We start from the raw sequence: 23,510 nt of genomic DNA on the forward strand, positions 1-23,510 counted from the left end.
CCGAGCCCGACCTCTGCCGCGGGTCCGGCACCGATCCGGTGCCGAATCGGAGCGCCCGGAGACCGAGCAGCCGAGCTTCGAGCGGGCCTATGCCCTCTGGAAGCGCAGGATCCGCTCGATCGCTGACTCGACTGCCGCCTGCCCGGCCGCGAAGGAAAGCCGGACCGCACGCCCGCCGTGGACGGCGTCGAAGTCCGTGCCCGGAACGAGGGCCACGCCCTCCGCCTCGAGCAGTGCGCGGCAGTATTCCCGCGAGTCCCCAAACCGTTCGAGCTGGGCGCCGAGCTCGGCATACAGGTAGAACGCGCCGTCAGCGGGGGCGGCCGGGCCCCAGCCGAGGGCCGGAAGCGCGTCGAGCAGCGTCTGGCGCGTCTGGGCGTACCCGGCGACCCACGCGTCGGCCTGGGTGTACGAATCCGGGGTGAAGGCCTCCACTGCCGCGAGCTGGGACGGTGCCGGCGGGCACAGCGCCACGTTGCCGGCTAGCGCGTCCACCGCGCTCACCAGCTCCTTCGGCACCAGCATCCAGCCGAGCCGCCACCCCGTCATGCCCCAGTACTTCGAGAAGCTCGAGATCACGATCGCCTCCCGGTCCAGCTCCCACGCGCACACGCCGCGGGGGCTGTGCTCGTCGGCGGTGACGGGATCGACGGGATCGACGGGATCGACGGAATCCGCCGAATCCGCCGGATCCGCGCCGGCGTAGGTGATGCCGTGGTAGATTTCGTCGCTCACGAGCCGCGCCCCGTTCGCCGCGCACCAGTCCGTCAGGGCCGCGAGCTCCGCGCGGCTGACCATGGTTCCGGTCGGGTTGGCGGGGGAGGCGAGGACGACCCCGGCGAGCGGCCCGCGTTCGGAGGCCGCGGCGTCGAGCATCGCGGGGGTGGGCTGGTAGCGGGTCTCGGGGCCGGCGTCGACCTCCACGACCTCGCACCCGAGCGCCGCGAGGATGTTCCGGTACGCGGGGTAGCCCGGACGGGCGAGCGCCACGCGGTCGCCGGCCTCGAAGGCCGCGAGGAACGAGAGCATGAACGCCCCGGAGGAGCCCGTGGTCACGGCGACCTGCCCGGGATCGACGTCGAGGCCGTACCAGCGGCGGTAGTGCCCCGCGATCGCAGCACGCAGTTCCGCGGTGCCGAGGGCGGGGGTGTACGTGAGGGGTCTGCCGGAGGCATGGATCTCGGCAGCCCGTGCCGAGACCGCAGCCGGGGCCCCGGCCGAGGGCTCCCCCGCGCACAGGCTCACGACGTCGCGTCCCTCGGCTCGCAGCGCGTCGACGCGGGCCAGGATGTCCATGACCGCGAACGGCGGCACCTGGGAGCGGGACGAGGCGGCGAGGCGGCGGAGGCTCATGCGCACCAGCCTCTCACGCCGTTCGGCTCCGCTACCCCAGCGATGGTCGGCTGACCGTGGGTCCCGGCCGTCTGTACCCACGGTTGGCCGACAATTGCCGGATGGCAGAGAGCCAGCGGAGGCTCAGGCCAGGCTCAGGAACATCTTCTCGAGCTCGGCCACGTCGCCGCCGCGCTCGGGGTTGGTGAGGCACTGCTGCAGGTTCGTGGCGATGATGGCGAAGCCAGCCTTGTCCACGGCGCTCGAGACCGCGGAGAGCTGGGTGATGATCGACTTGCAGTCCTGGCCCTCTTCGAGCATGCGGACTACGGCATTGAGCTGTCCCTGCGCACGCTTGAGCCGGTTGATGGCCGCCTTCATGGACTCGGGTTCCACGTTCATGGGTTCTTCCTTCTGTGGTTTGGGTGCCCCGAGAGGCACGTTCCAGTGTACCCCTCTGGGTATTTTGACATACCCCTAGGGGTATTGGATACTCGAATCACGCACAGATTGACCGGACCCCTCCCAGGAGCCACGCATGATCGAGACCACCACCGCCCAGACGGCGGAAGCCGCCGACACCGTCCAGATCATCGACGTCCGCGAGGACTTCGAGGTCTCCGACGGCATGATCCCGGGCGCGCGCCACATCCCGATGGGCCAGATCCCCGGCCGTCTGGACGAGATCGACAAGTCGCGGCCGGTCCACGTCGTGTGCCGCTCCGGCAACCGCAGCGGACGCGTTGCCGAGGCCCTCGGGCAGCTCGGTTACGACGTCTTCAGCGTGGCCGGCGGCATGATGCAGTGGCAGGCCGAGGGCCGCCCGCTCGTGCTCCCGGCGTGACGGTGTTCGCCGCCGCACTCCCCGTCCTCGCCGCACTGGCGGTCGGGTCCGTGATCGGTCTCTTCGGCTCGGGAGGGGGCATCCTTGCCGTCCCGGCGTTCGTCCTCCTCGGTCTCGAGCCGCACGACGCCGTTGCCGCGTCGCTGCTCGTCGTCGCATCCGCCGCCGTGGTCGCCCTCATCGGTGGGGCGGCCAGGCACACCCGCTGGGGCATCGCGGCCACGTTCGCCGTCCTCGGTGCGCCGGCTGCGATGGCCGGTGCCGCCGTCGGCCGCGGAATCCCGGGACCGTACCTGCTCCTCGGCGTGGCTGCGCTCGCCGTGGCGGCGGCGGTCGCGTCGTACCGGCGCAAGCCCACGGCGGAAGGCGAGCTCACATGCTCGACAGGGAGCGCCGCGGAGCGGCTGCGATGCTGGGCGCCCAGCGCCCTCGCCGCCCTCGCCGTCGGCTTCCTGACCGGCCTGCTCGGCGTGGGCGGCGGCTTCCTCCTGACGCCCGTACTGCTGATTGCCCTGAGGATGCCGCTGCGGGCCGCCGCGGCGACGTCGCTGCCCGTCATCGCGGTCAACTCGATCGCGGGGCTCAGCCAGCACGGGGCGCAGCTCTTCCAGCCGGCTGGCACCGGTGTGCCCGTCGTGTTCCTGGCCGCGGCCGCGATTGTCGGTTCCCTGGTCGCAGCCCGTCTCGGCCGCAGGCTTCCGCCCAACATCCTGCAGCGGGCCTTCGTGGTCCTGCTCTCCGCGGTGGGCATGGGAACCGCGATCGTCGGCACCACCGGACTGCTGGCCATCTGAGCCGCTGCCCCCACCGCACAGCCCCGTCCTTACACTCCACACTCCACCCACCCGAAAGGTCCGCCATGGGATTCCTCAGCAAGCTCTTCGCCAAGCCGTACGCCACCGTCTCCGCGCAGCAGGCCCAGGACCTCGTCCGGGAGGGAGCCGTCCTCGCCGACGTCCGCACCCCGGCCGAGTGGCGCCTCGGCCACGCACGCCGCGCCCACCACATGCCTCTCGACGCGCTCCCGACACGAATCACCGGCCTGCGTAAGGACCGGCCCGTCGTCGCCATTTGTGCGTCCGGCATCCGCTCGGCCGCTGCGGCCCGTCAGCTCGCGGCCGCGGGCATCACGGCCTACTCGGTGCGCGGGGGCATGGGCGCATGGCGCGCGGCCGGCCTCGACTGAAAGCCATGGTTTTCCCAGCGGCCGTTGGGTAAACTCGGAACACCCCGCGGGGTATCGGGGCATGGTGGGCTCCCCCCTTCCCACCATGTCCCGATACTCGGCGGGGTTTCCTTGTCCCAGCATCGGTCCACGCGCGGCGGCGGCTCCGTCGGGTGCAGCCGCAGGGTAGCGTGGGCGCCATGCAGCAGGTTGCTCTTGTCACGGGCGCGTCGAGCGGGATCGGCGAGGCCACCGTCCGCTCCCTCCTGGGCGCGGGGTACACCGTCTACGCGGCGGCACGCAGGGTCGAGCGGATGGAGGGCCTCGCGCACGACGGCGCCCTCATCCTCGCGCTCGACGTCACCGACGACGCCTCGCTCGCCGACGGCGTCCGCAAGGTCCTCGCGGAGGCCGGGCGCGTCGACGTCCTCGTGAACAACGCCGGGTACGGGTCGTTCGGCGCCCTAGAGGACGTCCCCCTCGATGAGGCGCGCCGCCAGTTCGACGTCAACGTCTTCGGGCTTGCGCGCCTCACCCAGCTTCTCCTGCCGGGCATGCGCGAGCGACGCTCGGGGACCATCGTGAACGTCTCCTCGATCGGCGGTAAGTTCTACGAGCCGCTCGGATCCTGGTACCACGCGACGAAGTTCGCTGTGGAGGGACTCTCCGACTCGCTGCGGATCGAGCTGCGGAAGTTCGGCATCAGGGTGGTCGTGATCCAGCCGGGACCGATACTGTCCGAGTGGAGCGGGATCGCCCAGACCACGCTTCTGGCGGCCTCGGCAGGCGGCCCGTACGCGAACTCGGCACGCCGGGTGGCCGGGGTCCTCCAGACCGCAGACCGCCCCGGGGTGGGCTCGCCGCCCGCAGTCGTCGCGGACACGATCCTCCATGCCGTGCAGTCGCGGAGGCCGGCCCCACGATACCCGGTCGGCCGCGGCGCCAAGTTCCTCATGGCGCTCCGGCGAATCCTCCCCGACCGCGCGTTCGACCTCTTGGTGCGCGCCATCTACCGGCACTGACCGGTTCGGGACGCCGGTCAGCCGAGCCTGCGGGCCAAGGCCTCTGAGCGCTCGTGGGCCGCGCGCACAGCGTCCGCGATGATGGCGCACAGGCCGCGCTCGTCGAAGACGTCGATCGCTCCTCCGGTCGTCGTGTCCGGGCCGACGAAGGGCCCGAGGAGCGCCGCGGGATCGGCGCCCGGTTCGGCCAGCAGACGGCCCGCGCCGACAAGCGTCTGGCGGGCGATGTCGGCCGCGAGGCCGCGATCGAGCCCCAACCGAGTGCCGGCGTCGGCCATCGCCAAGGCCAGGTAGAACGCGTAGGCGGGACCGGATCCGCTCACGGCGCTCACCACGTCGATGTGCTCCTCCGGTACCTCGACGACCAGCCCCAGAGCCGCGAGCAGCCCCTTCACGTGGTCGACCTGCTCCCGGGAGGCGCCAGTGCCCCCGCAGACGGCGATCACACCGCTGCCGAGACGCGAAGGGCTGTTCGGCAGCACACGGACCACGGGCTGACCCGGCGGCAGCAGATGCTCGAGCTGGCCGATCGTCACCGCCGCCGCCACGCTCACGACCACGGCCGAGTGCGGCAGAGCCGGGGCGATCTCGGTCGCGAGCGCTGACACGTCGACGGGCCGGACCCCGATGATCACGAGCGACGCATCGCCCACGGCCCGCCGGTTCGCGTCAGAGGTGTCGTCCGCCGCGAGGACGGTGATCCCGTAGTGGCCGGCCAGCTCCTCGGCGCGCCCGTGCCGCCTGACGGTGGCGGTGGCAGCCTCCTTCGGGAGGCCTGCGGCGAGGAGTCCGGCCAGGATGGCCTCGTTCATCGATCCGCACCCGAGGAAGGCAAGGTGATCCGTAGCAGCCAAGGTGTTCCTCACGATCATGCCTGCGCCCCGCACCCGGGAGCGGGGATGCGGGACGCAGGGACAGGGGATGGGTCAGCGTCCGTGGTGGTACGGGACGTGATTGGCGCGGGCTCGGATCAGCTGGGCAGCTGGGAGGCCTTCGTGTACAGCGTGACCCTGTCGGCAGAGCCGTACGCGATGTCGCTGACGCCCCACTTCTTCAGGATCTTGGCGTAGGTTCCGTTGCTGACGATCTCCTTCATCGCAGCCTGCATCGCCGGGCCGAGGGTGCTGCCCTTCTTCAGGGCGATGCCCAGCTCGAGCGGCTGGTAGACGAACTTCTGGAGGGTGAGCGGGAGGCTCTGGGACTTGATCGCGTAGGCCATGGCGTCGGTTGTGGTGGCGGTGAGCTCGCTGCGGCCGTTGGAGACGGCGAGGAGCCGCGCGCCGTCGTCGGGATAGGTCTGCAGCGTGACCGCCGCCTTGCCGGCCTTGGCACAGTCGGCACTGGCCTGGTTGACCTGGTCGATGAAGTAGGAGCCGGAGAGGACGCCGACCGAGTGGCCGCACAGGTCGGTGGCACTCTCGACGGTGATGCCGCTGCCGGTCTTCGAGGCGAAGGAGGTGCCGACGGCGAACTCCGAGACGAAGTCGACCTGGGCGAGGCGGGGCTTGGTGACGCCGAAGTCGGCAGACGAGATGTCATACCGGCCGCTGCTGAGGCCCGGGATGAGCGAGTCGAACGTGCCGACCGAGACGTTGTTCACCTTCACGCCCATGACCTCGCTGAGCGCGAGGACGATGTCGGGCTGGATGCCGACGAGCTGACCGTTCTCCTCGAAGTCCTGGGGCGCGAAGTCGTTGTAGATGCCATTCTGGATGGCCTTGTCCTTGACGTCTGCCGGCACGAGCGCCGTCACTGAGTCCACCGGCTTGAGCCCCCACGTCGTGGTGACATTCGATGCGCCGGCGGCCGAGGCGTTGGCCGAGCTGTTGCTCCCGGCGTTGGACGTCGAGCCGGGATCGGAGCAGGCGGACAGTCCCAGGGCGGCGACGGCTGTGACTGCCGCGACGGTGAGGGAGGCGTGAAGGGAAGGGCGTCGGTACATGGAAGAACCTTTCGAGTGAGTCTGGTCGGTCGTGCGGAGTCGGTCGGACATCGTCGTCGTGGCCGGGGAGGTGCGTGCGGGGCGGGTAGGAGCGGGCGGGTTGGAGCGGCGGGTGGGTCAGAGGACCTTGGAGAGGAATTCCCTCGTACGGGGCATCTGGGGGTTGAGCAGGACGTCGTGCGGGTGTCCGCGTTCGACGACGACCCCGCCGTCCATGAAGAGCACCGAGTCGGCGACCTCCCGGGCAAAACCCATCTCGTGGGTGACCACGACCATCGTCAGGCCCTCGCGGGCGAGGTCCTTCATCACGTCGAGGACTTCACCGACCAGCTCGGGGTCGAGCGCGGAGGTGGGCTCGTCGAACAGCATGACCCGGGGTTTCATCGCGAGGGCACGGGCGATCGCAACGCGCTGCTGCTGGCCCCCCGAGAGCTGGCGGGGGTAGTGGTGGGCCTTCTCGGCAAGGCCGACCTTCTCGAGCAGGGCCATGGCGGTGGCCTTGGCCTCCTTCGAATCCTGCTTGAGCACCCCTACCGGGGACTCGATGATGTTCTGCAGGACGGTCATGTGCGGGAACAGATTGAAGGACTGGAAGACCATGCCCATCTTGGTCCGCTGCCGTGCGAGGAACTTCTCCGGCAGGGTGACGTACTTGTGTCCGTGCTGTCGGTAGCCCACGAGCTCGCCGTCCAGTTCGACCCGGCCGCCGTCGATCTCCTCGAGGTGGTTCATGCTGCGGAGCAGCGTGCTCTTGCCCGAGCCCGAGGGCCCGATGATGCACATCACCTCGCCTCGCTCGACGGTCAGGTCGACGCCCTTGAGGACCTCCAGGGGGCCGAAGCGCTTCTTGAGTCCGGTGACCCGGAGGACGACCTCGCGCGCGCCGGTCTCCCGGGCGGCCGGGGTGGTGGATGAGGCGGTCATCAGGCCCTCCTGGCTGCAGTGGCTGACTTGGTCTGGACGGGAACAATCCCTGCGATCGTGCGCTTGAGCTTCTCCCACGGGGTGGGCGGCAGCGCGCGGCGGCCGCCCTTGGCGTAGTGGCGCTCGATGTAGTACTGGATGATGCTCAGGACGCTCGTGACGATCAGGTACCAGATGCTCGCGACGATGAGCAGCGGGATGGTCTGGAAGGTGCGGTTGTAGACGAGCTGTGCCGAGTACAGCAGTTCCGGCATCGAGGTCACGCTCACGAGCGAGGTGGACTTGAGCATGCCGATGACCTGATTGCCCGTCGGCGGCACGATCACGCGCATCGCCTGGGGGAGGATGACGCGGCGCAGCGCGCGTGATGTGCGCATGCCGAGCGCGACCGAGGCCTCAAGCTGGCCCTGGTCCACCGAGAGGATGCCGCCCCGGACGATCTCGGACATATAGGCGCCTTCATTGAGTGCGAGCCCGAGGAGGGCGGCCATGAAGGGGGTCACGATCTGGTTGGCGTTGCCCGCCCAGATCGTCGGACCGATGAAGGGAATTCCCACATCGATCGTCGGGAAGAGTGCCGCAAGGTTGTACCAGAAGATCAGCTGGACCAGGAGCGGCGTTCCCCGGAAGAACCACGTGTAGAACCATGCGACCGTCGAGAGGATCCGGATCGGCGAGAGCCGCATGACGGCGGTGAGCATGCCGAGCAGGATGCCGAAGAGCATCGACAGGACTGTCAGCTCGAGGGTCCGCAGGAGGCCGAACACGATGCTCTGGCTGAAGAACCAGCCGGCTACTACGTCCCACTGCAGGTTCGGATTCGTGAACAGCATCTGGACGATGCCGCCCGCGAACAGGAGGACAAGCACCGAGAGGATCCACCAGCCCCAGTGGGCGCGATGCGCGACCCGGATGTCGTCGGACGCCTCGGTGGCCGGCCGCGCGTCGTTGACCGTGCTCATCGGTCTCCACCGGCCCCTCGGCTGAGCCGGGAGCGGCCTGTGGCGACGGGCTGCGCGTGCACGGATCCAAGCCCGAGTCCGGGCGTGTTCGCGTGACCGGGATTCCACCCGGGGGACGGGCCGACGGTGCAGCCCCGTGCGCTAACAACGTTCTTCATGGGAGTTGCCCTTCTGGGGAATCGGAGCTCCCCACGGAGGTCGGGTATGCGGTGCACTGCCGCCTGCCGGGTGGGAGAACATCAGTGCCTCTCCAGAGGACTCCGGGTCGGCGATGTGACCTTCCTCATAGTGGGCCACTTTGGATCAAAGATCAAGAGAATCTGGAGAAGTGGACCAAAGAGGCTCTGGGTCTTGCCTTTGGCCGGAACCCAGTTTGTATATTTGATCCATGTCCATAGCCATAGCCAAGAGGGTCGAGCCTGCGCTCCTGACTGATCAGGTGTACGAAACGATCCATCAGGCGATTCTCAGCGGCGAGCTGCCCGGGGGCTCCCGGCTGACCGTGCGCGAGCTGGCGGACCAGGTCGGGACGAGTGCGATGCCGGTGAGGGAAGCCATCCGCCGACTGGAGGAGTCCGGCATGGTCGCGCGCGAGCCGCACAAGGGCGCGGTCGTGAAGACCCTCACTCTCGAGGAGCTGCTCCATGTCTACGACATGCGGCGGCTTCTCGAGGTCGAGGCCGCACGGTTGGGCGCACCGCACGTCACGGCCCAGGACGGCGACCGGATGCAGGCGGAGTATGACTTGATGCTCACGGCGATCAGGGAGCATGAGGTCATCGCCCTCCTCGACCACGACGAGGCACTGCTCGAGATCCTCTACGGGAGAGCCGGCAACCCGCTCCTCGTCCGGATGATCCGCAACCTCTGGCAGCAATGCCGCGCGTACAAGATCGTGGGCGCCGACGGAACCCTGTCCGCGGCGGGGGACGATTCGCTGTGGCGCTATCAGGAGGACCTGATCGCGGCCGCCCGACATCGGGACCCCATCGCCGCGGCTGCGGTCAACGAGGCCTCACTCGCCAACGCGACGGACCGCATCAGGAAGCTCCTCGCTGCCCAGACCAGTGCCGTTTGAGCGACCTCCTGCCGGGCAGTCCGAGCGACGATCCGCGCGGATCTCCGCGATCATCTGGTCTGGTTTATGCCCGTCGGACGATTATTTTCGATCAAGATCTAGGAAAGATCTTTGATCATATTTACGCTGATCGATGACCGTGAGAGCGGATCTTGACCCATCGCCGTCATGCGTGCCTAGCATGCAGAAGGGCCCCGGTGGCCGGGAACCGTACGGAAGGGGCGCGCAAATGTCTGGACTCGAGGAGCTCGACGGCGAGTATGCCGAGGTCGAGGGACGCGGCGCCGTGACCTTCATCCGGTCCTACCCGGTTCCGGCCGCGGACGTGTGGACGGCCGTGAGCACCGAGGACGGTCTCGCCGGCTGGTTTCCCTCGCGCGTGCAGATCGCGCATGACGCCGGCACGGTCACCTTCAGCGGCGACCCGAACGACGCGGCGGGCGGCAGCACGGACCAGATCGTCGACTGGGACCCGCCGCGGCGCTGGGCCTTCGCCTGGGGCGGCGACCTCATGGAATTCCTTGTCGAGGGCTCGGACGACGAGTGCGAGCTCACGCTCCGGGACTGGCTCGCCGACAGCACCGCGGCCGCGCGCAATGCCGCCGGGTGGCACGTGTGCCTGCGCGAGCTCGCGAAGAAGCTCGAGCGCCTGGCCTCAACCGCCCCGCACTCGGGGCCGGGGACTGCCGATCGGCCGGACGACTGGGGTCAGCTCTATGCCGGCTACGTCGCCGCTGGCCTCCCGAGCGGTGCGCCGATCCCGGGCCGCGACGCTTGAGCGCCGGCGCCGGTGAGGTCAGTTGTCCTCTGGCGGCGGGGTAGGGTCCGGCGTCTTCTTGCCTTTGGCCTTGGGCCTCGTGGGTTCGGGGGTGGGCGTCGGCGCCGGTGAGGTCAGTTGTCCTCTGGCGGCGGGGTAGGGTCCGGCGTCTTCTTGCCTTTGGCCTTGGGCCTCGTGGGTTCGGGGGTGGGCGTCGGATCCAGGGTCGCGGTCGGGGCGGACTGGGCCGAGGCAAGGGCTTGCAGGTCCTTGCGCACGCTCGCGATGGCTCCGAGGACCTGCGATGACCGGTCGCTGCTCATCGTGCCGTTCGAGGACGCGTTCCGCGCCTCGCGCTCGAGCGAGTCGAGCTTCGCCAGCGCGTCCGCGTACCGTCCGGTCGCGGCCTCGGTACGCAACTCCTGTGCCGCACCGGCGAGCTTCGAGGCAACCCCGGCGTCGAGGGCCGGTGCGGGGGAACAGCCGCTCAGGAGGGTGGCCGCGAGTCCTGCGGCCACGGCGCCGAGCCAGAGGGTGCGTGCCGTCATGGCCTGAGACTCCGTTCGAGCTGGTCGAGATGCGTCCCGAGCTGCCCGGAGACAGCGGGGGAGGCGGGAAGGGGCGGCAGGTTCGCGGGCTGTGCGGGAAGCACGGCCCGGAGCACGAGCGGCACGATCACGAGGAGCGCGGCCAGGATCCCGACCGTGACGGCGGCCCAGAAGAGTCCGCGTCGGGGCCTGCGGGACGCACGGGCGGCGGATCCGCCACGGGGCCGGGCGGACGACGGCGCGTGGCTCGGTACCGCGGGCGGGTCCTGGGGGAGTTCGGGGACGAGGGTGGCAGCGCGCCACGCACGGGTCTGCTGGCCATCCTGTTCCGCGCCCAGCCGGCTCATTTGGGCCGTGTGCACAGCCGCGGACGCCGACGGCATCACCTGCGTGCCTGCGCCCTCGAAGACGGCGGGCGCGAGCGCCTGGGTGAGCGCGCCATCCGCAGGGTCCGGGGACTCGATCGCGCGAGTCGGCGCCCCGCCGTCGGCCGGGGCCTCCCCGCGGAGCACTCGGACAATCTCGGTGGCGTCGGGCCGGTCGGCGGCGTCGCGCGCCGTCATACGCGGGAGGAGCGAGGCCCACGGGCCGCCGAGGTGAGTGGGGATGCGGGGATCGCGGAGGAGCCGCGCGACGGCTGCCTCGACCGCCCCGCCCGTGAACTCCATGGAGCCCGTGAGGGACTCGAGGAGCACGAGCCCAAGCGAGTAGATGTCTGACGCCGGTCCGACCTTCTCGCCGCGCGCCTGCTCCGGGCTGAGATAGTTGGCCGTGCCGATCGTCGTGTTCGTGAGGGTGAGTCTCGAGGCGTCGGTGAGGCGGGCGATCCCGAAGTCGGTGAGTTTGACAGGCCTGCGGCGGTGGTTCGGGTCGGCGTGGGGGACGAGGATGTTCGCGGGCTTGATGTCTCGGTGCACGATCCCGAGCGCGTGCACGTATGCGAGGGCGCCGGCGAGGTCGAGCGCGAGGAGGCGCGCGTCGTCGGACGTGAGGGCGCCTGAGGCAAGGCGCTGGCGCAGGTCCGTGCCATCGACGAACTCCATGACGAGGTAGGCGACCTGAGTGGTCCCGTCGTCCTGGGCGTCGGTGCCAGCGTCGTAGAGGCGCACGAGGCTCGGGTGGTTGAGGCGCGCGAGGACCTGCATCTCGCCACGGCGACGTTCTTCGTGGCGGGGGTCCGGCGCGTGGGTACGGAAGGTCTTGACGGCCACGTCGCGCCCCAGAACCTCATCATGGGCCCGGTGCACCGTGGCCATGGCGCCGCTGCCGGCGACCTCGAGGAGCCGATACCTGCCGCCGACGAAGGTAGGGTCGAGCCCGATATCACTCTCGGCCACGTGTTGCCCTTCCTCGCCCGTCGTCACACCCGATCTAGCCTAGTGGACGCACCGGGGTGCTCGCTCCGTATTGCGGCATGGGAAGGGCCCCGCCGCGCACGTTCCGCGCGGTGGGGCCCAGCTCCCCGGCCAGAAGGAAATAGTCCTCTGGCAGAATATAACTACAAATGCATATTAACCGTGGATGACCTGGGGTTGGCCGAGGTGCTTGAGGCCTTCGGTGCCGAATTCGAGGCCGTAGCCGGACTGCTTGGCACCGCCGAATGGGGCCATGGGGTTCACCGCGCCGTGGTTGTTGATCCAGACGCTGCCGGCTTCGAGGCGCGCGGCGACGGCGTGGGCCTGGTCGGGGTCGGTGCCCCACACGGAGGCGCCGAGGCCGACTTCGAGGGCGTTGGCCATGGCGACGGCGTGGTCCACGTCGGTGTACTTGATGATGGGCAGGGCGGGGCCGAACTGCTCCTGGGCCACCAGCGGGTTGTCGTTGTCGATGTCCGCGACGAGGGTGGTGGGGTAGAAGTAGCCGGGCTGGTTCTCGTCGGGGTTTCCGCCGAGGAGGACGCGGGCGCCGGCGTCCTTCGCGTCCTCGACGAGACCGGCGACGATCTCGTACTGGGACCTGTTCTGCAGCGGGCCCAGGACGTTCTCCTCGTCCAGGCCCACGCCCATCGGCACGTTCGCGGCGTACTCGGTGAGGGCGGCGCAGACGTCCTCGTAGATGTCCTCGTGCACGTAGAGGCGCTTGAGGGCGGCGCAGGTCTGGCCGGTATTGATGAACGCGCCCCAGAAGAGGCCCTCGGCGATGGCCTTCGGGTCGGCGTCGGGCAGGACGATGCCGGCGTCATTGCCGCCGAGCTCGAGGGTCAGGCGCTTCACGGTGTCCGCGGAGGAGCGGATGATCGACTTGCCCGTGGCGGTGGAGCCGGTGAACATGACCTTGCCGATCGCGGGGTGCTCGGCCAGCGCCGCGCCCACGTCGCGGCGGCCGGGGACCACGTGCAGGACACCCTCGGGCAGTTCCTGGTTGATGACCTTGACGAGGGCAAGGACGGACAGCGGGGTCATGCCGGAGGGCTTGACCACGGCGGTGTTGCCCATGCGCAGGGCGGGCGCGATCTGCCAGACGGTGATCATCATGGGCCAGTTCCACGGCCCGATCGCACCCACGACCCCGATCGGGCGGTAGTGCAGCACCGCCCTGGTCCCGTCGGCGTCGACCACGGTCTCGGGTTCGAGGACGGTCGCGGCCGTCGCGCGCAGCCAGGCCGCGCACGCGCCGACCTCGAAGCGGGCGTTGGGGCCGTTGAGCGGCTTGCCCTGCTCGCGGGAGAGGATCCGGGCCAGCTCTTCGGCGTTTGCCTCGACCGCGTCCGCGGCCCGCAGCAGCGCCTCCGAGCGCGCCGCGTGCCCGAGCGCTGCCCAGCCCGGCTGGGCCGCCTGAGCGGCCGTGATGGCCGCCTCGAGGTCCGCCACGCTCTGCAGCGGCGCGAAGCCCACCCGCTCCCCGGTGGCCGGGTCCAGCATCTCCTGCCGCGGCGTGCCCTCGGGCGCCTCGACCGATCCCAGCAGGGTATCTGCGTGCTCGAGCGTTTCCATGAAGTCCTCCTCATCGAGTCCGGTGTTCGTTCAAGCATCCGGCGAGGCTCCGCCGCCGTGCTTGACCACGCGCGCCCGGTGCTTGTCCGAGGGTGCACGGTTGGCGCGAGAGCCTAATCGGCCCTACCGCCCTACCGGCCCAACCGGCCTCGGGACCGCGGCCCAACCCGCTCGTCTCCCCGTTGGTCTCCCCGCTCGCGGGGATGCCGCTGGCGTACGCTTCTGTCCGTGTCCGAGTTCCGCCACCTGAGTGTCCCGATCGCCCTGTCGCCCCGCGCTGTCTCTGCCTTCGCGGGCCATCCCGCCAACCTCCCGTGCTGGGCCGCGGGCCTTGCGGCGGGCGTCCGTGCAGAGAACGGCCGCTGGATCGCGGACTCCCCGATGGGCGCGGTCGAGGTGAGGTTCGTCGGCGACACCGCCGCCGGGATCCTCGACCACGAGGTCACGCTGCCCGATGGGAGCGTGGTCCTGAACCAGTTCCGCGTCCTCGCCGACGGCGCGCACAGCCTCGCGGTCTTCCACCTCCGCCGTGCGGACGGCGTCACCGATGAGGCCTTCGAGGCCGACGCCGCGGCCGTCCAGGCCGACTTGGACACTCTCAAGGCCGTCCTCGAGGCTGGTACCTCCGAGACCGGCACCTCCGACACCGGATCTTCCGGGACCGGAATCCCTGAGGCGCGCACCCCGGAGGCGGGCACCGCGTGACCGAGACCAGACAGCAGACCCAGCCGGTCGGCGTCGAGCGGCGGGGGGTGCACCGCGCGTGGCTCGTCGCCGCTGTGACGCTTCTCGCGCTCGTGGCCGCGGCCGCCTTCCGTTCGACGACGGGCGCGCTCTTTGAACCCCTCGAGGCCGAGTTCGGGTGGACAAGGGCTGAGACCTCGGGCGCCGTAACGGCGAACCTCGTGATCTACGGGCTCGTGGCGCCGTTTGCCGCGGTGCTCATGGAGCGGTTCACGCTGCGCAAGGTCGTGGCGACGGCGCTTGTCCTCGTCGCCGCGGGAAGTGGTCTGACCACTCTCATGACCGCCGCGTGGCAGCTGTGGCTGCTGTGGGGCGTATTCATCGGCGTGGGCACGGGCATGCTCGCGCTCGTCTTCGGCGCCGTCGTGGCCAACCGTTGGTTCGCGGCCCGGCGCGGGCTCGTGATGGGCTTCTTCTCGGCCGCGAACGCGTGCGGACAGCTGGTCTTCCTGCCCGTCGTGGTGCAGCTGGCCGCGCACGAGGGCTGGCGCACCGCCGCGCTGCTTGTCGCCGTGTTCGCACTCGCGATCGTGCCGCTGCTCGCTTGGCCGTTCGCCAACTCGCCCGCGGAGGTGGGGGTGGCGCCGTACGGTGCGTCGCCCGCCGTCGCGCCCGCACGTGCGCACGACGCCGCCAGCTCGCCTGGGCTGGAGAGCTCGCCGTTGGGTGCGGAGACGGCGCTGCGCGAGGAGGCGGTGCAGCGCGAGGAGGCGGCTCAGCGCGGAGGGGCACCGCACGAGGTCGTGCAGCGCGAGGAAGTGGTGCAGCGCGAGGAGGCGCCCGCCGTCGTGCGCCGGAACGCGGCGGTGGAGGCTCTCTCGGTACTGCGCGAGTCGCTGCGGTCGAGGGCCTTCTGGATCCTGCTGTTCACGTTCTGGGTGTGCGGCTGGAGCACGAACGGGCTCATGCAGACCCATTTCATCCCCGCCGCCCACGATCACGGCATGCCCGCGACCACCGCGTCCGGGCTGCTTGCACTCATCGGCGTGTTCGACGTGATCGGTACCGTCGCCTCCGGCTGGCTCACGGACCGCGTGCGGCCGTGGATCCTGCTCGTCGCGTACTATGCGCTGCGCGGGGCCTCGCTGCTCACGGTCAACGCGCTGCTCGCGCCGGACGTCGAGCCGCCGCTGTGGATCTTCATCGTCTTCTACGGGCTCGACTGGGTTGCGACCGTGCCGCCCACCGTGGCGCTGTGCCGCGAGCACTTCGGCGCGGCCAAGAGCTCGGTGGTGTTCGGGTGGGTGTTCGCCTCGCACATGGTCGGCGCCGGGGTGGGCGCGTTCCTGGCCGGGTGGGGACGCGAGGTGAGCGGGACCTACACGACCGCGTGGCTCTCCGCGTCCCTGCTGTGCTTCGCCGCGGCCGCGAGCCTGTTCTTCCTGCCGCGCCGACGGGCCGCCTGAACGCGGAGCCCTGTCCTTCCGGCCGGTGATCGGCGGGTGGCCGGGACGGCGTCATCTTTCGTGCGCCGTGCGGACCCGGGTTGACCTCCTCTCATTCCGGTTGACAGGCTTGAAGCGTGAGTCTCACTCCATCATGTCTGTCGCTGGCACAGCGGCTCGTCGAGTCCGGCGTCCCCGAGGGGCTGGCCGCCGTTCTCGCGCACGCCAGCACCGCCGCTCCGCGGGAGCGCAGCGGGGAGGCGGCGGCCTGCGTGCTGGACGAGCAGGGCGCGCTGCGGGTGACGACGTGGCTCGAGGCCCAGCTGGCCGCGGGCATGAGCTCCCGGGAGGCACTGGTCACGATTCTCGGTGCCGCGGCGCTGCTGTTCGGCGCCGAGGAGGCGGGGCGCCTCGTGCTCAGCCACATGCCGTCGGCCGTCCAGGCCCTCGAGGAGATGATGCTCGAGTCGGAGGACGCCGCTGCAGACGACCCGATGCTCGCCTCTGCGGCGCAGGCCGAGGCTCTCATGCTGAAGGCTGCGCTCACGCGCGCGGCCGCCGAGGACCCCGGGTACGACCACGGGCTGTACATGGACGAGTCCGTGGTGCTGCCAGGGTTCCTGCTCGCTGCGCGGCGCGGGTCCGAGGCGGTCGAACTGAACGGTGCCCTCGTGAGCACGCCTGGCGGGCTCGTGTTCGTCCTTTCCGACGGCATGCTCTCCGCGGAGACGGCCAGCCTGCTCCCCGAAGGGGCGCTCGAACGAGGGTCCGTGGCCTTCAGGCTCGACGAGATCGCCGAGGCTGTGTTCCTCGTCCCGGACTCCCTGACAGGGGTCGAAGCGCCGACAGGCGTGGACTTCGGCCGGACGCCCGACGGCGAGGTGCACGCGTACATCGACGTGCGAGGGCATGGGCTGCTGAGCATCTGCCTCGCCTACTCGCATTGGCCCGCGGCACGGCAGGAAGTCCTCCGGCGGCGGTTCGAGACGCTGGTCGAGCGCGTGGGGAGCGCCCTGCACGCGTGACGCAGCCTCCGCGCCAGGCCGCGGGTGGCCCTTCTGGAAGTCAGCTCCGGGGGGTCAGGTTCTGCGGGTGACCCGTCTGTTCGGTAGGTGACCGCACATCCTGGGGGTCAGGTGTTGCTGCGCAGCTCCGCGAGGCGGCGCAGGTGTGCCGCGACCTGGTGCTCGCCGCCGCCCTCGTGGTTGTTGAACGGCCACTCCGTGATGTCCTTCGCCGGCCGCGCACCCTCGGGCGAGTCCTCGCCGTAGTTGTTGAACGCTGCATAGACGGTCGACGGCGGGCAGACCTCGTCCCGCAGCGCGACCGAGAAGGAGGCGGGCGCCGTCGCCCATCTCGCGAGCAGTGAGGCGTCGAAGTAGTCCAGCGTGCGCAGCGCGGTGGCGGCCATCTCCCGGTGCCGCACGAGGAAGCGCTCGATCTCGGGGTACGGGCCCGCCGTGGCGACATCGAGCGCGCGGCGGAAGTCGGAGAGGAAATTGACGTCCGGCAGACATGCGATGACGCCGCCGATCCCGGCGCGCGCGGCGAGTGAGGCCGCGGCGATCGCGAGGCCGCCACCCTGTGAGACGCCATGGACCACGATGCGGGCGGGGTCGACGGCGTCGAGGGCCTGCGCAGCTTCGATGGCGCGCACCGCGTCGGTGTAGAGGCGGCGGTAGTAGTAGTCCTCGGGGTCGTGGATCCCGCGCGTCATGAGCCCGGGGTACGCGATGCCGCCGGCGCTGGGATGCGGATCGGGCGTGTCGCCGGAGATCCCGCCGTAGCCCTGCCCGCGGGTGTCCATGATGAGCATCGCCCAGCCGGCCTGCGCCCACACGGTGTCCTGATGCGGGAGGCCGCGCCCACCCGAGTAGCCGGCGTACTGCACGACGGCGGGCAGCGGCTGGGCCCGCACGTCGCCCCGCGGGCCGGCCGGCACGTGGAGCCAGCCCCTGACTCTGGCGCCTCCGAAGCCGGTGAAGGTGACGTCGAAGGTGTCGATCAGGGCGAGCCCCGTCTCGACCGGTTCGAGCACGACGTCGAGCGGCTGTTTGCGCGCGTCGGCGAGCGTTGCGTCCCAGAAGTCCCCGAGGTCCGCGGGCGCCGTGGCGGAGCCGCGATAGGGGCGGAGCGTGTCGAGCGGGAAGTCGAGGGCGGGCATGGCCGGGCGGTTCCTCCGGACGTCGGGGACGGGATGTGACCGAGCTTACTGGAGGGAGGTGGGATGTGCTGTGTCCCCGCGGGGGCGCGACTGCCCGTCACTCATCGGACTCGAAGAATGGACGGGTCGTCGCCATGGCGGCCGCCAAGGCCGTCTGAACCGGCAGAGCCCGGTGTTCCTCGGAGAGGATCTCGACACCCCACGGGCCCTTGAACCCGATGTCCTGCATGGTCCGGATGAAGCCCGCAACGTCCTGGTCCCCCTGTCCGAGGTAGCAGCGATGGTCCCGGGTGTCCTCGAACAGCGTGCCCTGGATCTCGTTGTGGGCATCGTTGAGCTCGACGCCGAAGATCTGGTCCGCCGTGAGGGAACTGCGGAGTTCTGCCAGACTCGTTCCCTTGCGGTACACGTGCCAGAAGTCCACGATCAGGCCGCACGCCGGGTGATCCACGCGGCGCATCAGATCGGCGCCGCGGGGGATCGTGTCGACGAGCGTGAAGGCCACGGGTTCGAGGGCGACTCTCGTTCCCCGTTTCTCGGCCTCTCCGGCGAGCGTCCTGAGGGGCTCCACCATGAACCCGAGGTCGGCCGGGGGAGTGCCGAAGTCGCTGCCGATCTTCACAAACGGTGCGTGCAGTGCCTCGGCGGCGTCGAGGAGAAGGTCCCAGTCCGTGCCCCAGACTTCGCGGGGCTCCCACCATCGCGCGAGGAGCTCGACCTCGACGTGCGTCAGCCCGTGGGAGCGGACGAGGCGGTTCAGCGCCGCGAAGTCCATCGACGACTGCGCGGCTTTGAGGTCGTCCAGAACGAGACCGAACCCGGACCATCCAGTGGCCGCAAGCGCCTCGATCCGTTCGGGGAGGGGGACTGGACTCGTCTCTGGGCTGCGAAGTGGGGCGGCATCGCCGGCGCTTGTCCAGCAGGTTGCGACGAACCGCTCGGTAGTGGATGGCATGGGGATCCTCTCGGGGCCTGAGGCCTGTGGTGTGAGTCACTCGGGGGTTGTTGATGAGTGTGGCACAGAAATAGTGGACCGGTCCATTGACATCCGAAACTTTCGCGGCCTATGGTTGGACCGGTCCATAAAGAGACCCGCATCACATTCCCGCCGATCCGGTGAGGCCGGAGCCCCCGAGATCCTTCCCGGGATGTGAAGCGCACGAACATCAAAGGAGAGCTCGTGAAGAAGACGTGGCACCGCGGCCTGGCCGCCCTTGCCCTGATCCCAGTCCTCGCCGTGACGGCCTGCTCGGGCGGCGGCAAGCAGGCCGACGCGACCGCAGGTTCAGGAGGCGGCCAGGCCGTCTCGACTCCCAGGATGAAGGTCGCAATCATCACGCACGCCGAGGCGGGCGACACGTTCTGGGACATCGTGCGCAAGGGCGCCGAGGAGGCGGCGTCCAAGGACAACGTCGAGATCCTCTACACGAATGACTCCGACGCTGGGCGACAGTCCCAGCTGGTGCAGCAGGCCATCGACCAGAAGGTGGATGGCATCGCGGTCACCATCGCTAACCCGGGCGCCATGAAGGATGTACTGAAGAAGGTTGCCGACGCGGGCATCCCGCTCGTGAGCTTCAACGCAGGCGGCGACGTCTCCGCGCAGATGGGCGCGTTCACGCACTTCGGCTCCAACGAGACGCTCGCCGGTGAGGCGGTGGGCACCAAGCTGGCCTCGGAGGGCTACAAGCACCCCATCTGCGTGATCATGTCGCAGGGGCAGGTGCAGCTCGAGGCCCGGTGCGCCGGCGTGAAGGAGAAGGTCCCCGGCACGGAGATCCTCTACGTCAACGGGGCCGATATGACCTCGGTGCAGTCCACGGCGACGGCGAAGCTGCAGGCCACGAAGGATGCCGATGTGATCGTCGGCCTCGGCGCCCCGTACACGGTGACCCTCCTCAAGGCGGTGGCGGATGCGAATAGCTCGGTCAAGGTGGCGAGCTTCGACCTCAACCCTGCCCTCGCGCAGGCGATCAGCGACGGCAAGGTGCTCTTCACGGTGGACCAGCAGCCGTGGCTGCAGGGCTACCTGTCGGTTGATGCGCTCTGGCAGAACAAGCGCGGCGGGTTCAAGGTCGGTGGTGGGCAGCCGGTGCTGACCGGCCCCGCGATCGTGGACAAGTCCAACATCTCTGACGTCCTCAAGTTCGTCCAGCAGGGCGTCCGCTAAACCGCATAGGCATCGGACCGCGCGGCGGGAACGCCGCGCGGCCCACCATCAAGGAGTGTTTCCATGGCAACTGCAACCTTGCCGTCGGCGCCCGCGCCGGCTGCCAAAGACGAGCGGGTCGGGCGTCGTGGCCCGTTCCAGAAGCTGTTGGGCCGTCCGGAGGTCGGGGCGCTGGCGGCCGCGGTCGTGCTGTTCATCTTCTTCGCGGCGGTCTCGGGGACGTTCCTGCAGCCCAACGCGCTCGCGACGGTCCTGTACGGGTCCTCCACGATCGGGATCATGGCGGTGGGGGTCTCGCTGCTGATGATCGGGGGCGAGTTCGACCTGTCCTCGGGCGTGGCGGTGATCTCCTCGGCCCTGACCGCGTCCCTGTTCTCCTGGAACTTCGGGATGAACGTGTGGGTCGGGGTCCTGCTGGCCCTGGTGGTCTCGCTGGGGATCGGGTTCGTGAACGGGTGGATCCTGGTCAAGACGAAGCTGCCCTCCTTCATCGTGACCCTGGCCACGTTCCTGATGCTCACGGGCCTGAACCTGGCCCTGACCCGCCTGATCGGCGGGGCGGTGTCCTCGCCCTCGATCGCCCAGATGGAGGGGTTCGGCGCGGCCAAGGCGGTCTTCGCGTCCTCGGTGAACATCGGCGGGGTCGAGTTCAAGATCACCATCCTGTACTGGATCGTGCTGGTCGTGGTCGCGTCCTGGGTCCTGCTGCGCACCAAGGTCGGGAACTGGATCTTCGCCGCGGGCGGGGACGCGAACGCCGCCCGCGCGGTCGGGGTCCCGGTCACCGCGACCAAGATCGGCCTGTTCATGGGCGTGGGGCTGTGCGGGTGGCTGCTGGGCATGCACAACCTGTTCGCGTTCGACGCGGTCCAGTCCGGTGAGGGCGTGGGCAACGAGTTCCTCTACATCATCGCCGCGGTCATCGGCGGGTGCCTGCTCACCGGCGGGTACGGCTCGGCCGTGGGCGGGGCGATCGGCGCGTTCATCTTCGGCATGGCCAACAAGGGCATCGTGTACGCGCAGTGGAACCCGGACTGGTTCAAGTTCTTCCTGGGCCTGATGCTCCTGCTGGCCACGATCGTGAACCTCATCGTCAAGAAGCGCGCAGAGCGCGCCTGAGAGAACGAAGCACAGGAGATGGCCACCATGGCAGAGCACATCAGCAACCAGGAGATCCTGGCCAAGGCGGGGGAGACCGACCCCCTCACCGACCGGCCCGTGCACCTGCTGCGCCTGGACGGCGTGGGCAAGCACTACGGCAACGTCATCGCCCTGCGGGAGGTGACCATGGCCGTGGACAACGGCCGCGTCACCTGCGTCCTGGGCGACAACGGGGCGGGGAAGTCGACCCTGATCAAGATCATCGCCGGCCTGCACCAGCACGACGCCGGCACCTTCACCATCATGGGCGAGGAACGCAAGCTCTCCTCCCCGAGGGAGGCCCTGGACGCGGGCATCGCCGCGGTCTACCAGGACCTCGCGGTGGTCTCCCTCATGCCGATCTGGCGCAACTTCTTCCTCGGCTCCGAGCTGACCACCGGGTTCGGCCCGTTCAAGCGCATGGACGTGAACCGGATGAAGGAGACCACCAGGACCGAGCTGGCGGCCATGGGCATCGACCTGCGCGACGTCGAGCAGCCCATCGGCCAGCTCTCCGGCGGCGAGCGGCAGTGCGTGGCCATCGCCAGGGCCGTGTACTTCGGGGCCAAGGTCCTGATCCTGGACGAGCCCACCGCCGCCCTGGGCGTGAAGCAGTCCGGCGTGGTCCTGCGCTACATCCTCCAGGCCCGCGACCGCGGCCTCGGCGTCATCTTCATCACCCACAACCCCCACCACGCCTTCCCCGTCGGGGACCGCTTCCTGCTCCTGAAGCGCGGCCGCTCCATCGGCTACTACGACAAGAAGGACATCACCCTGGAAGAACTCACCGCCCAGATGGCCGGCGGCGCCGAACTCGCCGAACTCGCCCACGAACTCGAACAGCTCGGCGGCCACACCCAAGCCCTCCAAGAAGCCAAAGCCGAAGCCGCCGCCGTCCAAGCCGAAGCACACCACTGATCCGGCCCCGGATCCCTACGAAGCTGGAGAACACCATGCAGATGCTCATCGCCGGAGCGTGGCAGGGCGCCACGAGCGGTCAGGAAGAAGAGGTCCGCTCGCCGTTCGACGGACGCGCTGTCGGCCTTGTTCCTGTGGCCAGCGCCGCGGACGCCAAGGCGGCACTCGACGCCGCCGAGATCGGCGCGCGGATCCAGCGCGCCCTGCCCGCGCACGTCCGTACCGACATCCTCCTGCGCGCGGCCGCCCTGGCGGACGAGCGCGCAGAGGACATCGCCCAGACGATCAGCGGTGAGACCGGGAAGCCCATCTCGGAGGCGCGCGGCGAGGCAGGCCGTTCAGGCTCGATCATCCGGCTGGCCGCCTACGAGGGCACCCAGCTCTACGGGTCGACGCTCCCGCTCGACGCCAATCCCGGCACCGGGCAGGACAAGATCGGATTCACGCTCCGCCAGCCGTGCGGCATCGTCGTCGCGATCACGCCGTTCAACTACCCCGCGCTGCTCGTCCTGCACAAGATCGCCCCCGCGCTGGCCGCGGGCAACGCCGTCGTTCTCAAGCCGGCCCGCGCCACGCCGCTCACTGCCCTCAAGCTCGCGCAGTGCTTCGTCGACGCAGGGCTTGCCCCCGAGGCACTCTCCGTCATCACCGGCTCGGGCGCCGAGATCGGTGACGTCCTCGTGACCGACCCCCGCGTCCGCAAGGTCTCCTTCACCGGATCCACCGCCACGGGCACGCGCATCAGCAATATCGCCGGCGTCAAGAAGCTCTCCCTCGAGCTCGGGGCCGCGTGCCCCGTCATCGTCCTCCCCGACGCCGACCTCGAACTCGCCTCGTCGGCCGTCGCCGCGGGCGGCTACATCAACGCAGGCCAGGTCTGCATCTCGGTGCAGCGCGTCATCGTGGACAAGTCCGTCGAGGCGGACTTCCTCGACGCCCTGGTTCCCAAGGTCGAAGCCATCGCCGTCGGTGATCCCTCCCACGCGGACACCCGTCTCGGCTCGCTCATCTCCGAGACGGAGGCGACCCGGGTCGAGAACGCGATCCTGGGCGCCCGCAGCGGAGGCGCCCGAGTCCTCACCGGCGGTTCGCGCAGCGGCGCAGTCGTGGCACCGACCGTCGTCGCCGGGGTCGACCCGGCGTCGCCGTTCAGCCGCAACGAGCTGTTCGGTCCCGCCGTCGCGGTCACGTCCGCCCCCGACATCGAGGCCGCGATCGCGCTCGCGAATGACAGCGACTACGGCCTCGGCGCCGGCATCTTCACGTCCGACGTGTCCGGGAGCATCCGTGCGATGCGCCAGATCGACGCCGGCAACATCCACATCAACTGGACGCCCCTCTGGCGGGCCGACCTCATGCCCTACGGCGGCCTCAAGGGCAGCGGGATCGGCAAGGAGGGCATCCGCTCCGCGGTGGAGGAGATGACCGAAGAGAAGACGGTCATCCTCCACGGCCGTCCCTGGTAATCACCCGCACCCGACT

General features: G+C 69.8%; 24 protein-coding genes. 13 read left to right on the forward strand and 11 right to left on the reverse strand.

Annotated features, from left to right (window positions below):
• Window positions 1–87: 87 nt before the first annotated feature.
• Together AB5L97_RS00180 and AB5L97_RS00185 are read right to left on the reverse strand one after the other, a co-directional pair.
• Window positions 88–1,353 carry an aminotransferase class I/II-fold pyridoxal phosphate-dependent enzyme gene (locus AB5L97_RS00180; protein ID WP_369046001.1) on the reverse strand — a complete coding sequence of 422 codons (1,266 nt, stop codon included), beginning with the start codon at window positions 1,351–1,353 and terminating at the stop codon, window positions 88–90.
• 123 nt (window positions 1,354–1,476) lie between these two features.
• The gene (locus AB5L97_RS00185; protein WP_307958060.1) at window positions 1,477–1,734 is read right to left on the reverse strand and encodes a metal-sensitive transcriptional regulator; all 258 of its coding nucleotides are present in this window, start codon (window positions 1,732–1,734) and stop codon (window positions 1,477–1,479) included.
• Between the two features lie 136 nt (window positions 1,735–1,870).
• On the opposite strand from AB5L97_RS00185, the gene AB5L97_RS00190 reads away from it, so the two are divergent.
• From AB5L97_RS00190 to AB5L97_RS00205, 4 genes are all read left to right on the forward strand, one after another.
• Entirely contained in the window at window positions 1,871–2,176 is a 306-nt protein-coding gene (locus AB5L97_RS00190) for a rhodanese-like domain-containing protein (RefSeq protein WP_369046002.1), read from the forward strand.
• Window positions 2,173–2,970, forward strand: coding sequence for a TSUP family transporter (locus tag AB5L97_RS00195; protein ID WP_369046003.1), 798 nt, complete (start codon window positions 2,173–2,175; stop codon window positions 2,968–2,970). Before AB5L97_RS00190 ends, AB5L97_RS00195 begins: the two co-directional genes overlap by 4 nt.
• Window positions 2,971–3,035: 65 nt before the next feature.
• Window positions 3,036–3,362, forward strand: a complete 327-nt coding sequence (locus AB5L97_RS00200; RefSeq protein WP_307958063.1) for a rhodanese-like domain-containing protein — start codon at window positions 3,036–3,038, stop codon at window positions 3,360–3,362.
• A 179-nt stretch (window positions 3,363–3,541) separates the two neighbouring features.
• Complete coding sequence (locus tag AB5L97_RS00205) at window positions 3,542–4,363, forward strand: oxidoreductase (protein ID WP_369046004.1); 822 nt, start codon at window positions 3,542–3,544, stop codon at window positions 4,361–4,363.
• A gap of 17 nt (window positions 4,364–4,380) precedes the next feature.
• On the opposite strand, the gene proC is transcribed toward AB5L97_RS00205, so the two are convergent.
• The 4 genes from proC to AB5L97_RS00225 form a co-directional block, all read right to left on the reverse strand.
• A complete protein-coding gene (proC, locus tag AB5L97_RS00210) occupies window positions 4,381–5,235 on the reverse strand; it encodes a pyrroline-5-carboxylate reductase (RefSeq protein WP_423246813.1) in 855 nt (284 codons plus the stop codon).
• A 98-nt stretch (window positions 5,236–5,333) separates the two neighbouring features.
• The gene (locus AB5L97_RS00215) at window positions 5,334–6,305 is read right to left on the reverse strand and encodes an ABC transporter substrate-binding protein (RefSeq protein WP_369046006.1); all 972 of its coding nucleotides are present in this window, start codon (window positions 6,303–6,305) and stop codon (window positions 5,334–5,336) included.
• A gap of 117 nt (window positions 6,306–6,422) precedes the next feature.
• Complete coding sequence (locus tag AB5L97_RS00220) at window positions 6,423–7,229, reverse strand: amino acid ABC transporter ATP-binding protein (protein ID WP_369046007.1); 807 nt, start codon at window positions 7,227–7,229, stop codon at window positions 6,423–6,425.
• Window positions 7,229–8,191 (reverse strand): amino acid ABC transporter permease, encoded by a 963-nt coding sequence (locus AB5L97_RS00225; protein WP_369046008.1) that lies wholly within the window; start codon window positions 8,189–8,191, stop codon window positions 7,229–7,231. Before AB5L97_RS00225 ends, AB5L97_RS00220 begins: the two co-directional genes overlap by 1 nt.
• Window positions 8,192–8,579: 388 nt before the next feature.
• Here AB5L97_RS00225 and AB5L97_RS00230 point away from each other — a divergent pair, with 388 nt between their 5' ends.
• Complete coding sequence (locus AB5L97_RS00230; RefSeq protein ID WP_369046009.1) at window positions 8,580–9,269, forward strand: GntR family transcriptional regulator; 690 nt, start codon at window positions 8,580–8,582, stop codon at window positions 9,267–9,269.
• Between the two features lie 229 nt (window positions 9,270–9,498).
• A complete protein-coding gene (locus AB5L97_RS00235) occupies window positions 9,499–10,047 on the forward strand; it encodes an SRPBCC domain-containing protein (RefSeq protein WP_369046010.1) in 549 nt (182 codons plus the stop codon).
• A 113-nt stretch (window positions 10,048–10,160) separates the two neighbouring features.
• Here the strand turns inward: AB5L97_RS00235 and AB5L97_RS00240 are convergent, their stop codons facing one another.
• The 3 genes from AB5L97_RS00240 to AB5L97_RS00250 form a co-directional block, all read right to left on the reverse strand.
• A complete protein-coding gene (locus AB5L97_RS00240; RefSeq protein ID WP_369046011.1) occupies window positions 10,161–10,574 on the reverse strand; it encodes a hypothetical protein in 414 nt (137 codons plus the stop codon).
• Window positions 10,571–11,911 (reverse strand): serine/threonine-protein kinase, encoded by a 1,341-nt coding sequence (locus AB5L97_RS00245; RefSeq protein WP_369046012.1) that lies wholly within the window; start codon window positions 11,909–11,911, stop codon window positions 10,571–10,573. The genes AB5L97_RS00240 and AB5L97_RS00245 overlap by 4 nt, the downstream gene beginning before the upstream one ends.
• A gap of 174 nt (window positions 11,912–12,085) precedes the next feature.
• On the reverse strand, window positions 12,086–13,507 hold the full coding sequence (locus AB5L97_RS00250; RefSeq protein WP_423246814.1) for an aldehyde dehydrogenase family protein: 1,422 nt from the start codon (window positions 13,505–13,507) through the stop codon (window positions 12,086–12,088).
• A gap of 228 nt (window positions 13,508–13,735) precedes the next feature.
• On the opposite strand from AB5L97_RS00250, the gene AB5L97_RS00255 reads away from it, so the two are divergent.
• From AB5L97_RS00255 to AB5L97_RS00265, 3 genes are all read left to right on the forward strand, one after another.
• The gene (locus AB5L97_RS00255; RefSeq protein WP_369046013.1) at window positions 13,736–14,212 is read left to right on the forward strand and encodes an SRPBCC family protein; all 477 of its coding nucleotides are present in this window, start codon (window positions 13,736–13,738) and stop codon (window positions 14,210–14,212) included.
• The gene (locus AB5L97_RS00260; protein ID WP_369046014.1) at window positions 14,209–15,657 is read left to right on the forward strand and encodes an MFS transporter; all 1,449 of its coding nucleotides are present in this window, start codon (window positions 14,209–14,211) and stop codon (window positions 15,655–15,657) included. The genes AB5L97_RS00255 and AB5L97_RS00260 overlap by 4 nt, the downstream gene beginning before the upstream one ends.
• A gap of 116 nt (window positions 15,658–15,773) precedes the next feature.
• Window positions 15,774–16,661 (forward strand): hypothetical protein, encoded by an 888-nt coding sequence (locus AB5L97_RS00265; protein ID WP_369046015.1) that lies wholly within the window; start codon window positions 15,774–15,776, stop codon window positions 16,659–16,661.
• A 107-nt stretch (window positions 16,662–16,768) separates the two neighbouring features.
• Here AB5L97_RS00265 and AB5L97_RS00270 read toward each other — a convergent pair whose 3' ends face one another.
• Complete coding sequence (locus tag AB5L97_RS00270) at window positions 16,769–17,800, reverse strand: acetylxylan esterase (protein WP_369046016.1); 1,032 nt, start codon at window positions 17,798–17,800, stop codon at window positions 16,769–16,771.
• 97 nt (window positions 17,801–17,897) lie between these two features.
• Window positions 17,898–18,755, reverse strand: coding sequence for a sugar phosphate isomerase/epimerase family protein (locus AB5L97_RS00275; RefSeq protein WP_369046017.1), 858 nt, complete (start codon window positions 18,753–18,755; stop codon window positions 17,898–17,900).
• Between the two features lie 225 nt (window positions 18,756–18,980).
• Here AB5L97_RS00275 and AB5L97_RS00280 point away from each other — a divergent pair, with 225 nt between their 5' ends.
• The 4 genes from AB5L97_RS00280 (at window position 18,981) to AB5L97_RS00295 (ending at window position 23,494) form a co-directional block, all read left to right on the forward strand.
• A complete protein-coding gene (locus tag AB5L97_RS00280; protein ID WP_369046018.1) occupies window positions 18,981–19,970 on the forward strand; it encodes a substrate-binding domain-containing protein in 990 nt (329 codons plus the stop codon).
• 63 nt (window positions 19,971–20,033) lie between these two features.
• Complete coding sequence (locus AB5L97_RS00285; RefSeq protein WP_369046019.1) at window positions 20,034–21,089, forward strand: ABC transporter permease; 1,056 nt, start codon at window positions 20,034–20,036, stop codon at window positions 21,087–21,089.
• Between the two features lie 27 nt (window positions 21,090–21,116).
• The gene (locus tag AB5L97_RS00290) at window positions 21,117–22,028 is read left to right on the forward strand and encodes an ATP-binding cassette domain-containing protein (RefSeq protein ID WP_369046020.1); all 912 of its coding nucleotides are present in this window, start codon (window positions 21,117–21,119) and stop codon (window positions 22,026–22,028) included.
• A gap of 35 nt (window positions 22,029–22,063) precedes the next feature.
• The gene (locus tag AB5L97_RS00295) at window positions 22,064–23,494 is read left to right on the forward strand and encodes an aldehyde dehydrogenase family protein (RefSeq protein WP_369046021.1); all 1,431 of its coding nucleotides are present in this window, start codon (window positions 22,064–22,066) and stop codon (window positions 23,492–23,494) included.
• The last annotated feature ends 16 nt before the right edge of the window (window positions 23,495–23,510 follow it).

Source organism: Sinomonas sp. P10A9, from assembly GCF_041022165.1.
Lineage (GTDB): Bacteria > Actinomycetota > Actinomycetes > Actinomycetales > Micrococcaceae > Sinomonas > Sinomonas puerhi.